Here is a 14,112-nt window from a genome sequence, read left to right on the forward strand (position 1 = left end):
GGTCAAGAAGTGCAGCGACAGTTTCGTTTTTGTCGTTATTTACGGTATGTTTGACTATCGCTCCATTATTAGTAAGTGCTTTATTAAAACCTTGTAAGCGCAGTTGATTAATTGGTAAATCATGACGAGCACCTAAATAAGCAAAGTTTTTACCGCCACTATCAAACAAGTGATAACCAGCAAGCTTACCACCACGATAGTCATTAGACAAAACCGAGTCTACGCCGAGATCGTTGCCATTACGACCAAGAATAACTAGGGGAATACCATTAGCTTCAAGAAGTTCAGCTACTTGTTTTGTTGTTGTGAGAAATGAAATAACGCCAGAAACACCAAAGGAAATAATTTCCTTAGCGGTTTGCATCGATAGAATACTTTCGATATTATTTTCAAAAAAGACCATTGGGCGATAGTTGCGTTCGCTCAACAAAGCGTCAATATTGCCTGTAACAATTGAGTAATAAGGATTAATAATATTATCGTAGACCACACCAATTACTTGGAAACGCACATTACGTAAGGACTGTGCTTGTTGATTAGGAATATATCCGAGTTCATCAGCGACTTTATGGACCCGAGCACGGGTCGCAGGGGATATATTGCTGCCATTGCGTAAAGCACGCGAAACAGAATTAACCGTTAGTCCGGTAGCTTGGGCGATGTCAATTAAGCGAACACGTTGTTTTTTTCCCATAAGTTTATAATTTATCTTTATTTTATCTCTTTTTCTTTATTGGTCAACGCAACAGCCGCATTAAAGTAAATGAGTTTTGCATTTTTGTTGTGTATACCTTTATAATAATAATGAATTAACGTTAACTTAAAAATGAGAAAAATGATGAAGCCATTAACAAAATATGCCTTGATGAGTTTTTTACTTACGGCTACTTTGTTGCTCACAAATTGTCAGAATCAAATTGTGTGGAATGAAGAACAATACATTAATCCAGTGTATTCTCATGAATTTCCTGACCCAAGTATTTATCGTGATGACGATGGTCTTTACTGGGTTTTTGCCACAGAAGGCGGCTATGCCTCAAGTGTTAATCTTATTGATTGGAATTATGAGGGTAATGTCTTTATCACGGCGGGTTCGCCACTTTGGGGCAGTAATGGTGCTCATGTTTGGGCGCCAGATGTTATTAAAATTGCTGATACATATTTGTATTACTACGCTCTAAGTGCGTGGGGGGATGCTAATCCGGGCATTGGTTATTGTTATACGAATGATTTAAAAAGCGGAATTTGGCACTCTGGCGGAAAACTATTTGATTCACAGGAAATTGCTGTCTATAACTCAATTGATCCCCAAGTGGTTGCCCTAGATGGAAAGGTTTATATGCTTTGGGGATCGTTTAACGGTATTTATCGCGTTGAATTAACCGCTGATGGCCGTAATCTACTTGGTGGAATCGAAGCTGCACGACAAAACAAGGTTCTTATCGCCTCTAACGCATTTGAAGGAGTTTATGTTTCTAAGATTAACGACTATTACTATATGTTTCTTTCAGCGGGAAGTTGCTGCCAAGGATTAGCGAGTACATACCGTGTATCAGTATTTCGTTCAGAAAATTTCGCTGGTCCATTTCTTGATCCATTTGGTCAATCAGCGACCGAAGGAAGGGGCCTCATCATTCTTGAAAGTTCTGCCTATTTTAAAGGGCCAGGACACTGTGCGGTCACGCTTGATGATGCCGGACAATCTTGGATGGTCTATCACAGTTATTCGCTTGATTCGCCTAATCGCCGTCTATTAATGATTGATCAAATTTATTTTGATGATGAAGGGTGGCCACTCATAATTAACAACATTCCTTCACAAGATGAACAATTCGGACCTAAAATTATAGTAAATGAGGATAACTTATGATTAATCGAGGTTTTAAATTTATGATTGTTATTTCGACGATGTTGCTCACTGGATGTGGAGAGGAATTATCAACCACACCGAGCGATGTTTCCGTTTCTGAAGATAGTGAATATACTTCCGATAGCAGCTATTCTTCTTTAGTTACCTCAAGTAAAGAATATGAAGTGCGGCGTAAAACATATACTAACTCGCCATATAACTATGATTTTCCTGATCCAGCGGTTATTTATGATGATAATACAAATTCCTATTGGGCGTATGGGACGGGCGGTAAAATACTACAGTCTTTTGACTTAGTTAATTGGTCCGCTAAAAATAATGTATTTACAGTTTTCCCGCAATGGGGTTCACAAGATGCTGGTGTATGGGCGCCGGATATTCAAAAAATCAACGGTCAATATGTTTACTATTATTCATTATCTCGTTGGGGTGACGATAATCCGGGTATTGGTTTTGCAACCGCTCCCCGTCCAAATGGTCCGTGGACCGATAAAGGTGAATTGTTCCGTTCGCTTTCAATTGGCGTCAATAATTCGATTGACCCTAATGTATTTACTGCGCAGGACGGGCGTGTTTTTATGGTCTGGGGAAGTATGCGTGGAAATTTCATCGTGGAATTATCGCGTGATGGACTTCGTTTAATTGATGGAACTCCGGAAATAGCCGCTGATAATTTATATCATGTGGCGGGGCTTTCAACCGAAATCGGTTGGACTGTTGGCACATATGAAGGTTCCTATGTCGTCTATAGAGAAGGCTTTTATTATCTATTTTTATCCACTGGTACATGTTGTGAAGGCCTAAATTCGACATACAAACTTGTGGTTTCGCGCTCAACCTCACCCACAGGACCGTATGTTGATGCTTATGGAAACGATATGCGCCAAAGCAATGTCGGAACTCCGGTAATCTCTAGCAACACCCATTTTGTAGGGACTGGACATAATTCGGTATTAACTGATGCAGCTGGTGACACGTGGATTTTATATCATGCCTATCCGGTCGAAGAAGCAAACAAACGCGTTTTAATGATGGATAAACTTTTGTGGGACGAAAGCGGCTGGCCATATATTGAAAACGGGACACCAAGTTATACGGAACAAACGGGTCCAGCTTATTTAGCAGAAATATAAACTTAACTGGGGTTATTTAAATGCAATCAAAAAGGATACTACAATTTGTTGTTGGAATTACTTTATTGACCAGTTGCCAATCGTCAAGTTTCGCTAATTCGCTTAGTGAATCTTTAAGTAGTGATGTGGATTCACAAGTTTCCTATCGCGAAAATCGTTATCAAAATTTTGTTTATGAATTGGATTTTGCTGACCCGAGCGTGATTCGTCATGATGATGGTGTATTTTATGCGTACGCCACTGGCGGGAAAATTATTAGTTCCCCTGATTTAGTAAATTGGGAAGATGGTGGTCGTGCCTTTGAAAGCAACCCGGCTTGGGGAACATTAGGGGCCGGATTATGGGCACCAGTGGTGGCAAAAATTCAAAATCAATATGTGATGTATTATTCTTTATCACGATGGGGTGACACTAATCCTGGAATAGGCTTGGCTACGAGTCCACATCCTGCTGGACCTTGGACAGATTTAGGGAAGTTATTTTTTAGCGATGAGATCGGGGTCAATAATTCAATCGATCCAGAAATTTATCAAGAGGATGGACATGTTTACCTATTGTGGGGCTCCTTTCGCGGTATTTACGGAATTGAACTAACCGCGGATGGATTAGGTTTTCAAGCAGGAGATATTAATGCTGCTTATGCCGCAAAAATTCATCTTGCTGGTCACGAAACAAGTTATGGATTAGATGTTTCTACTTTTGAAGCAGTAAACATTGAAAAGATTGGTGAATATTATTATATGTTTGTCTCTTCTGGTGAATGTTGTTCGGGAGCTTATTCTTATCATGTTAAAGTTGGACGAGCAACAAGTATCTTTGGTGAATACCTAGATGCGGATGCTCGAAGCATGAAAAACAGCAATGTTGGCACTTATGTTGTCACGGGCAATTCGATATTTACGGCTCCCGGCCATAATGATGTGATTATCGATGATGCCGGTGACTATTGGCTTCTGTATCACGCCTTTCCAGGTGTTGATCGTAGCCGCCGAGCATTATTAATTGACCGTCTTCGTTTTAACTTAGAAGGCTGGCCATCATTATTTGGAATATCGCCGACCAATAATGATCAAAATGGACCGCGGATATTAGCCTAATTTTCGCTTAAATATCACTTAAAATGTAAGCGGTTTAGATTAACGATAAACTTGTTGTTGACATCTTGTTTTTTTCGTTCTAAATTTAAAGTGTAAAAACTGTCTATTTCACGATTAATTTTAAGTATGCTTGTTCGAAAAGGAGGAGCAGGACATGAAGAGTTTTTGGCAAAAAAGCTTTGGTCTTTTTGCGTTTTTGGCGCTTACCGCTTGTGGGGGAACTTCAAGTTTAACAAGTGGAGATAATTCTAACGGAGATTCGACGATTGATACCTCTGTACATTGGGAAGGCGTTGAAGAAACCATTGTGCAACTAGGGGATGTTGATTTTAATCTACTCGATGGTGTTCGTGCTTATGATCACACGGGAGATTTGTCGGTAACTGTATTAGATGATGATTATTTTTCACCAAATTATGTTTCTACCTACACGATTACCTATGAAGCCGAATTAGCAAGTGGTGATAAAGTCACACAAGAAAGAATGTTGCAAGTAGTTAAAGGTGTCAACGTAGAAAATGGTGCTTTCGAATTTGGAAAAGCGCTTTGGCGGTTTGATATCCCCGGTGGAGCTGGGACTTTTGTTGTGGAAAATCAACAAGCCCATATTGAAGTAACAGACGCTGGCACCGAGGCGTGGGCAGTACAACTTTATCAAACTGGCTTGCAATTCAAAGCCGGTGTAACTTATGAATTAAGTTTTGAAATGAAAAGCGCGAATAACCGTTCGATTGCGGCGGGATTTGAAGACGTTGGAAATAATTATTCAATGATGCTTCCTGGTTATCAAGCCGTCATCGTACCGAGTGACTGGAGTATTTATTCCGCGCTTTGCACACCAACAGCAGATGTGGGCAATGTTAAGGCGGTTATTTATTTAGGTCAAGGATTGGAAGTTGATGCGACTGCATCGCCAAGCAATCCATTAGAAATAGATATCGATAATATACGCGTACGGGAATACACTGTCGCCGAAGCTTTAAAAGCTCCAGTATTTGCCCATGCAGAAAATGCAACTGTAACATCACGCACTGAATTTCTTGCTTTAGAGGCAGTAACAGCGACTGATTATTTAGGGAATGACATTTCAAGTAGTATTGAAATTGTTGGTGAAGTACCTAATTCAGTGAATGCACAAACTGGAATGCTAGTTTCTTATCGCGTTGAAGATAGTGAAGGCAATTTCGGCTATGTTAATCGCCGTATCGCTTTTGTTCTTGACCGCGAACATCCTTATAACTTAATAAACGCTGACTTTGACAATGGATTCCAAGGCTGGATTAAAGACGTTAACCAAACCAATGGCGATGGAGCGGCAAGCTTTACGGCAAACATTGATGGCACCATTGATATTGATATTACAAATCCAAGTACAGCAAATTGGCACATTCAGTTCTATCAAACCGGGGTTCAATTAACCCAAAATGCCGTTTATCGCACAACACTTGTGATTAAAGCCAGTGTAGCGCGCAAATTAGATATCGAAATATCTAATCCAAGTACAGGTTTTAGCCAAATTGCCACCAAACAAGTTATGCTTGGGACAGACTATCAAACATTTACCCTTGAATATAAAGCGCAAGATAACGCAAGTGCTAAATTCTCGTTATTATTAGGGGCGAATGGCGCGAATGTAGTGACTATTGATCAATTTGAAAATCAGCAAATCGATCCATCAGAAGCAACCACAATTGACACGCGGGATTATGAACCATACGAAGTAATTAATGGCGATTTCAACTTTGGTCTTTATAATTGGACAGGCGAAGCGACTAATGGCGCGGAAGTTAATTATTCACAAGATTTAACTAATGGTCTTGTTGTCGCCGAAGTCGTGACCTCTTCGCCAGAAGAGATTGATTGGCATTCACAAATTTCACAAAGTGGGCGTCACTTTACTTCAGGCACAACGTATTCGATTACTTTAACCGCCTCCGCTTCAATTGCGGTGAGTGTTGCTCTAGAAGTAACTAATAGCAATGGTGCGACTACGCTACTTAAAGAAACCGTTAATTTGACAACAGTTGAAGCCGCCTATTCCTTTACATTTGTAGCAGCGGATAATTATGACGCTGGCAAGATCGCAATCTTGCTAGGAACAACCGCGCCATCAACCGTGACGTTTAATAGTTTAATCATTGCAACGGTCATCTAAAATATGAAAAAAGCGTTTATTCCTTTTATCCTTTTACTTGTATCAATTAGCGGATGTGGAGACCAAAATTCTTCTTTGGACTCCACTCCACTTTCTTCCGAAGAAACGAGCATTACAAGTGAGAGTACTGACTATCAAAACCCTGTATGGGAACCAGTTTTAGCTGACCCATCAATCATTCGTGCAGACGATGGGACTTTTTATGTATATGGTACCCAAGATAATGCCGAATGGGGCGATTATTTTGGCACGAGATATATACCGATTTTATCCAGTACAAACCTTGTTGAGTGGGAGGCTGCCGGTGCGGTATTCAAGGCTGCTACCGCCCCAACATGGGGTACATTAGGGGCCGGATTATGGGCACCAGACATCGTTAAAATCGGTGATACTTACACTCTTTATTATTCGTTATCAACATGGGGCGATGATAATCCTGGCATTGGAGTAGCCACCGCTCCTGAACCACTTGGCCCGTGGACCGATCATGGGAAACTGTTAGATTCCACATCGAGCAATGTTGCTAACTCCATTGATCCAACAGTTTATGTTGATAATGGTCGTGTTTTTATGATGTGGGGTTCATTTTGTGGCATATATGCAATTGAACTAAGTGCGGATGGCCTAACAATCAAGGATAATGCTGATCCAAAAACACGTGTATTAATTGCCGGAGTAGATGGCGGTCCTTGGAATGCCTCCTCATATGAAGGAGCATACGTACGTAAAATTAATGAGTATTATTATTTATTTTTGTCAACAGGAACATGTTGTGCTGGTTTTAGTTCAACTTATCGCGTCATGGTCGCGCGCGCCGACAACATTCTTGGACCATATGTTGATCATACAGGTGTCGTCATGACAAATCGTCTTAGTGGTGGTAAAAACGTTGTTGATGCCAATGAACGGTTTGTCGGAGTTGGCCACAATGCTTTGATTACCGATGATGCAGGTGATTATTGGATGCTTTATCACGGTTATGATCTTCAAGAAAATCCGCAATATGGGACGACTAATCGGCGAGCTTTACTAATTGATAAGTTATTATGGGATGAAAATGATTGGCCGTATGTGCAAGATTATGGGGCAAGCACAAATAATACGCGACCAGTAATTATTTAATACAAGGAGAAATGTATGAAGAAAACCATTTTAGGCGTTTTATTTCTTGCCACAGCTACTTTGGCAAGCTGCGGTCCAGCGACCAGCGTTGAAGAGTCCCTGCCAACTGACTCCGAAGGTAATGTTGTTTTTGAAAACGTGGCAATTACCTATGGTAACCCAATCACTGGTAGTGATGGTATCGCAATGCGTGAACTCGTTCGTCGTTTTAATCAAGAATATGAAGGTCAAATTAACGTGACCGAGAGTTTTATTTCGGAAACTGAATATTATGAAAGTTTATTAATGACAATTCCGATGAAGCGTTCTTATGATATTGCGCTCGTCCACAGCTATAAAGTCAGTTCGTTTGCAAACAAGAACTTACTACATCCGATTCAATCAATTATTGATGATGCAAATATTGATTTAAAAGCAGAAGACTACATCAGTAGTGTTTATGACGCCATGTATTATCAAGATGCTTTATATGGTATTCCACTTGATATTCACACAATTATTCTTTACTACAACAAAACGCTTTTAAATCAGTATGAATTGGAAGTGCCAACTAATCGGGCAGAGTTAATCGCCGCCGCAAAAATGATGCCGAATACCTCAAGTGGTGGTTATGGACTTCCGCTTTCGACTACTTGGCCAAGTGAATACATCTATACAACAGCTTTATATCAAAATGGCGGTAGTGAAATAGATGAAGAAGGTAACCCTAACTATGCAAATGCGGTTGGTGCGGAAGCCTTAAAAATGGTCACTGATATCGTACACACGCACCATATTTCTCCAGAAAACGTCAGCGTTGATAGCGATTTAATGTTATTCAATCAAGGAAAAGCGATGTTTCATATCAATGGTGACTGGATGATTAATAGCGTTGTGGAAAACGGTGTTGATTTCGGTGTTACAAGTTTATCGAAGATGTTTACTGATGATGCAGATGGCGCGACTGCGGATAGTGTCGCCGCTCGTTCACACTGTTTCGTGTTACCAGAAGGCCGCAACGTAGCGATTAAACAGCAAGCCGCAATGGTTTTTGCCAAATACGTGACCGAACATGCTTATTTATGGGCCGAAGGTGGTGGTCATGTTCCAGCAAGTAATGTGGCGCGGGCAACCGAAGAATACTTAGCTCTCCCTTATCATCATGATTATGGTGATGTTGATGATTTTGTCTTAAGTCCAAGTTCACCTTATTATTACGAAGCATTTTCGCCAGTTTTTTCCCGGGTAACCACCGCTTTAAGTGATTCAGGATATGACGCAATGTCGTTATTAACAGCGGCCGAAGCCGAAGGTAATCAATTAGTCGAAGAAGCAAAAGCTTCATAGAAGTATTTGATTCTTAGGAGCGACAATTATGGCAAAAAAATTTCTTAATCCGGAACAAAAAAAACGACGTTACTTAGCAAACGCTAAACGTTATGCAGTGATTGGCGCTTTTCTTCTGCCATATATAATTTTGTTTGCAACTTTCTTTATTTATCCATTTTTTTATGGTATTTACATTTCGTTTTTCCGTTGGAATGTTTTTGATACAGCTTCATCAACCTTTGTTGGATTTGAAAACTATCAAAAAGCTTTGTTTGGCATTGGTGATATTACTATTTGGCGTGAATATTTTTGGCTAGGTCTAAAAAACACCCTTATTTTTGTTTTGATTTCCGTTCCACTACTAATTTTAGTTCCATTGATAATTGCCATATTAATTGATATTCAGCCGCGCGGGTATAAAGCTTTTCGTGTCATATTTTTCCTCCCGACAGTTTTATCGATTTCGGCTATTGGCATTATTTGGAAGTGGCAGTTTGATACTAATAATGGTTTTATCAATGGTATCATCAATCTTTTCGGGGGCGAATCCGTGTCTTGGCTCAATACCCAGCCCGGGGCATGGATCGCCATCTTAGTAACAACGGTTTGGTGGACAATCGGGACAAACACCGTCATTCTTGGTGCGGGTTTAAAAGAAGTTGATAAACAACTGTATGAAGCGGCCGAACTTGATGGTTGTAATTATTTTCAAGTTTTACGCCACATATCGTTACCAGCAATTTCTAATCAGATGATTATTTGCACAATTACAACGGTGATTGCTTCATTCAATATTTACGGTCAACCTGCTTTACTTACCGGTGGTGGCCCAGAGCGGAGTACCACAGTGCTTATGATGTTTATACGTGGACAATTAACTGGCACAAACGCACAACCCGGTCTAGCAGCGGCCATGGCTATTTTGATGGGATTACTCATTATTATGGTCAGTATCGGGCAATTGATTTATAACCGAAGGGCGGTGAATCGATAATGGCAATTCGTAGTAGTGTTCGGCGGCGGAAACGTGTCGCCTTTTGGGTGTTACTAGTTTTATCTATTGTATGGATGCTACCACTTGTTTGGGCGATTGGCACATCATTTAAGTCGGCCGAAGAAATAACAAATAACGTTTTAGGTATCATACCGATGAACGCAACTTTTAAGAATTATCAGGACTTATTTGCGGATGTAAGTCAATATCCAATCCTTCGTTGGATGGCGAATTCATTTATTATCGCTTCTTTACATACCGCGCTTTATTTGGTGATTGCTTCTGCGGCGGCTTACGCATTTTCCATTCTTCGGTGGAAATATCGTAACTTGGTTTTTGGTATTTTAATTACAACAATGATGATTCCGAGTGTAGCGAACATCATTCCGTTATTTTCCATGGTGGTGAATTTTGGTTGGCTTAATGATGGTTGGCGAAGTTTTTTAGCGCTGATTATTCCTGGCCTCGGAGGCGTCTTTGGCTTATTTATTATCCGACAATTCTTTATTAACATTCCCCGAGAAGTTGTTGAAAGCGCTCGAATTGATGGATTGAGCGATTTGGGAATTTTCTTCCGCATCATTTTTCCCTTAGGGAAATCGGCGTTAATGGTGGCCGGTTTATTTGCCTTTATGGGTTCTTGGAATGACTATTTATGGCCGAGCATCATTGGTTCGGTGGTCATGGATCCTAACTTCTTAACTTTACAAACCGGACTTGCTTCGATGCAAAGTTCAAACAATTACGAATATGGTAAAACAATGGCAGCGGCTATTATTTCGATTATTCCTGTCATCATTGTTTACATGTTTGTTCAAGACAAAATTATCGAAGGTGTTTCGCACACTGGTCTTAAAGGTTAACTATTGGAGATAGATATGTTACGTAGAGAATATCCGCGTCCTGATTTTGTTCGAAATTCTTGGCTTTCATTAAACGGGCCTTGGGGTTTTGCTTTTGATGATAAAAATGTTGGTATTCAAGAAAAATGGTGGGGAAAGCCTGAAATTTTTACCAAAACAATTCAAGTTCCATTTGCTTTTCAAACCGAACTAAGCGGTATTAATGACCCATCTTTTCATGATGTTGTGTGGTATCACAAAAACTTTGTCGTTAAAAAAAATCCACAAGAACAAATTATTTTACACTTTGGCGCTATCGATTTTATTAGTGATGTTTATTTAAATGGTCAATTTATTTTTCATCACGAAGGTGGACAAACAGGATTTTCTGTGGATATCACACCTTACTTAATTGAGGGTGAACAACAATTAGTGGTCCGTGTTTTTGATTCATCGACGGATTTATATTTTCCGCGGGGAAAGCAATATTGGAAAGAAAAAAGTGAATCGATTTGGTATACACGAACAACGGGAATTTGGCAAAGCGTGTGGCTGGAATCGCTACCAGAAAAACATGTAAGCAATATTCGCTTTACACCGGATTTTGATCGCGGAATTATGAAAGCTGATATTCAAGTAAACGATATTGGCTTACCGCTTTATCTTAAGGTTAGCGATCGAGCAGGAAACATTTTTGCACATGAAATCGACATGATTGTCCAGCGCAATAATTTGGTTGAAATCAAAGTCTTTCATAATCCAAAAGATGCTGAACAAAAAGCCTGGACGCCAGAAAACCCATATTTATTCAATGTTGAAGTTTACTATGGCAAAGATGTAATTAAAACTTATTTTGGTGTACGTAAAATTTCTACACAAGACGGCAAAATATATTTAAATAACAAACCCTATTATTTAAAGTTAATTCTCGATCAAGGATATTGGCCAGAATCACTTTTAACGCCACCAAGCATCGAAGCGCTCAAAAAAGATATTTTGCTATCCAAAGCGATGGGCTTTAATGGGGCCCGCAAACATCAAAAAGTTGAAGATCCCTATTTTGCTTATTTAGCCGATCAACTCGGATATTTAATTTGGGGCGAAATGGCGAGTTCGATTCAATTTAGTGAACAAAGCGCTAAATACAATTTATCCGCTTGGGAAGACGCTGTTTTGCGTGATTATAATCACCCATCAATTATTGCTTGGGTTCCCCTTAATGAATCATGGGGTGTTCCCGAAATTCGTCATAATTTAGAGCAGCAACAACACTCCGTTAATTTATATGACTTAATTAAAAAACTTGATTCAACGCGTTTGATTTCCAATAACGATGGTTGGGAAATCACGGTAACAGATATCTGTGGTATTCATAATTATTGTCATGGGCGAATTGATGAAAAAGAACAACAATTAGCCTTTAAACATGACATTAGTTCCACTAAAAACTTACTGGCATCAAAACCTGCTAAGCGTCCAATTTATGCTGAAGGATATCACCATCAAGGATCACCAATTGTTCTTACAGAATTTGGTGGTATTGCTTTTGATGGCGAACAACAAGGATGGGGATACACCGCTACAAATTCTGGTGCAGAATTAATTAGTGAATATCGCCGCATAATTGAGGCCATCAAAGATAGTGATAGTTTAGCTGGATATTGTTACACACAATTGACTGATGTGGAACAAGAAATAAACGGGCTGTTGACATATCACCGGGAAACAAAAGTCCCATTGGAGGAAATTAAAAAAAGCAATGATCTAATTTAGTTGGTTTTTCCGTGTGTAGCCCCAATTACACACGACAAGATAATATGCTGTCTGTAAAAACAAGATTTTGATGAAAGGAGTAAAAAATGAAAAAAATTACATCAAAAATCTTTCTGCTATTAGCCTCTTTTGGGCTATTAGCGAGTTGTGGTGAATCTTCGATTATTGATTCACAAAGCGAAGAACCGTCTATCAGTACCACAGAATCAAGTGAAGAACCGAGCGAAGATCCTAGTAGTGTGTCGGAAGCGCCCGATCTTACAATTCCTGTTGGTGATAACGCGGTCGCCGTCGCAGATCCTGGCACAATGTATAAAACGCTAGGAACAGGTGTTTCCCTTGATGAAGACGAAGCGCTTGATAACGTTTATACACTTAAAATTGTCGCGGAAGTAGGCGCGCCATATGATGCCGTTGCACTTTTCTATGAACACCCAACAGCGACAACTGGATCGTTCTATATGCTTAGCTTAACTATTGATAGCGCCGTCGTGACAACAATTGTTGTCAATGGTGTAGAACAAGATTTAGTCCGTGGAGTTAACGAAATCGCTTTCTCGTATGAAGAAACCGACGAAGCCTCGCTTCATATTATTCTTGGTTCGGAAGCGACTGGCGTTGTTAACAATACATATGAAATCAGTGCGATTGGTTTTGTTGAAAAAACCTATGATCCTCTTTCAGCAATTGTTATTGATGGGGCCCTTAGCGATTGGGAAGGAACACGCGCTAGCGAAAACACTTTAAGTCTTATTGGTAACACAGAACCATATGCGCATAAATCAGTGACTTTCTATGCTGGTTTAGATGAGGATGGTTTATATGTTGCCGCTCACGCTTTCCACGATTTATTAATTCAAGATGAAACCAAATTATGGTGGCAAAATACCAACCTTGAATTCTTTATCAATGGCGGAACCAAACAATATTGGGTAAGTGCGGATACCACCGAAAATAATTCCGCTTATGACTGGGCGATGGTTTCAACTCCATTAACCGGTGAAGGCTTAGCGGCCTATGAAACAATTGCGGAGATTTTCGTTCCATTAGCAGAAATTCCTGCGAATTCAATTCTTGGTGGCGAAATCCGTGTTGGTTTTGCTTGGAAAACAGATGGCGATCTTATTACTGGTGGTGAAGCCAATGGTGGTGGCGAAGATGCTTACTGGGTCCCAGCTGGCACATGGCCAGATAACAATGATCAACCATACGTTACTTATAATGGTATCTTTGAACAAACCCAAGTCGTTATTGTAGTTGAAGAACCAACGCTTTTCACCATTGATGGTGATTTGACGGACTGGGCAACTGAAGCAGCTTATACGACAAACTTTGTTCAATTAGTCGGTACCGACGCCACAGCGCATAAAGATGTTACCTTCTATGGGAAAAATACTGATGAAGGCCTTTATCTTGCAGCTGTCGCTCATCACGATGTATTTATTAATACTGATGAGACTTGGTGGAAGAATACAAACTTTGAATTCTTTATTGAAGGGATTCAACACTTTGCCGCTGCCAATGGTGCAGTAGCACGTGAAGGCATGGTAGCAAGCATCGTATCAGTCGATAATCCTGATGCCGGTGATGCTTTATACAAAACCGTTGCCGAAGTCTTTATTCCAGAGACCTTATTAGGTGAAGCAACAAGTCGTCATGTCGGCTTTGCTTGGAAGACTGATGGTGATTTAATGACGGGTGGCGGCGGTAGCGCTGGTGCGGCGGATGCCTGGTGGTTTATCGCCGGACATTACCCAACTAATGTTGCCGAAGCCTATATTGTCGATGCTACCGGTATTTCCGTTCAATCATAAATAA

Annotated in this window: 11 protein-coding genes; 10 read left to right on the top strand and 1 reads right to left on the bottom strand. The window is 40.2% G+C overall.

All coding sequences use genetic code 11. The features are described from left to right. On the bottom strand, positions 1 to 694 hold a 694-nt coding region (locus RBQ93_RS11945), incomplete at its 3' end, for a LacI family DNA-binding transcriptional regulator (protein ID WP_320372344.1). 144 nt (positions 695 to 838) lie between these two features. Between RBQ93_RS11945 and RBQ93_RS11950 the strand changes: the two genes are divergently transcribed. From RBQ93_RS11950 to RBQ93_RS11995, 10 genes are all read left to right on the top strand, one after another. Next, entirely contained in the window at positions 839 to 1,870 is a 1,032-nt protein-coding gene (locus RBQ93_RS11950) for a family 43 glycosylhydrolase (protein WP_320372345.1), read from the top strand. Beyond that, entirely contained in the window at positions 1,867 to 3,003 is a 1,137-nt protein-coding gene (locus RBQ93_RS11955; protein WP_320372346.1) for a family 43 glycosylhydrolase, read from the top strand. The genes RBQ93_RS11950 and RBQ93_RS11955 overlap by 4 nt, the downstream gene beginning before the upstream one ends. 20 nt (positions 3,004 to 3,023) lie before the next feature. Next, positions 3,024 to 4,100, top strand: a complete 1,077-nt coding sequence (locus RBQ93_RS11960) for a family 43 glycosylhydrolase (RefSeq protein ID WP_320372347.1) — start codon at positions 3,024 to 3,026, stop codon at positions 4,098 to 4,100. A 154-nt stretch (positions 4,101 to 4,254) separates the two neighbouring features. After that, entirely contained in the window at positions 4,255 to 6,255 is a 2,001-nt protein-coding gene (locus RBQ93_RS11965; protein WP_320372348.1) for a carbohydrate binding domain-containing protein, read from the top strand. 3 nt (positions 6,256 to 6,258) lie between these two features. Further along, positions 6,259 to 7,377, top strand: a complete 1,119-nt coding sequence (locus RBQ93_RS11970; RefSeq protein ID WP_320372349.1) for a family 43 glycosylhydrolase — start codon at positions 6,259 to 6,261, stop codon at positions 7,375 to 7,377. A gap of 15 nt (positions 7,378 to 7,392) precedes the next feature. Then, positions 7,393 to 8,703, top strand: coding sequence for an ABC transporter substrate-binding protein (locus RBQ93_RS11975; protein WP_320372350.1), 1,311 nt, complete (start codon positions 7,393 to 7,395; stop codon positions 8,701 to 8,703). A gap of 28 nt (positions 8,704 to 8,731) precedes the next feature. Continuing rightward, entirely contained in the window at positions 8,732 to 9,679 is a 948-nt protein-coding gene (locus RBQ93_RS11980) for a sugar ABC transporter permease (protein WP_320372351.1), read from the top strand. Further along, positions 9,679 to 10,542 carry a carbohydrate ABC transporter permease gene (locus RBQ93_RS11985; protein ID WP_320372352.1) on the top strand — a complete coding sequence of 288 codons (864 nt, stop codon included), beginning with the start codon at positions 9,679 to 9,681 and terminating at the stop codon, positions 10,540 to 10,542. Before RBQ93_RS11980 ends, RBQ93_RS11985 begins: the two co-directional genes overlap by 1 nt. Before the next feature lie 15 nt (positions 10,543 to 10,557). After that, on the top strand, positions 10,558 to 12,294 hold the full coding sequence (locus tag RBQ93_RS11990) for a glycoside hydrolase family 2 protein (protein WP_320372353.1): 1,737 nt from the start codon (positions 10,558 to 10,560) through the stop codon (positions 12,292 to 12,294). A gap of 86 nt (positions 12,295 to 12,380) precedes the next feature. After that, positions 12,381 to 14,108 carry a hypothetical protein gene (locus tag RBQ93_RS11995; RefSeq protein ID WP_320372354.1) on the top strand — a complete coding sequence of 576 codons (1,728 nt, stop codon included), beginning with the start codon at positions 12,381 to 12,383 and terminating at the stop codon, positions 14,106 to 14,108. Positions 14,109 to 14,112 lie beyond the last annotated feature (4 nt).

Source organism: Trichlorobacter sp. (assembly GCF_034008105.1).
Taxonomy (GTDB): Bacteria; Desulfobacterota; Desulfuromonadia; order Geobacterales; family Pseudopelobacteraceae; genus Trichlorobacter.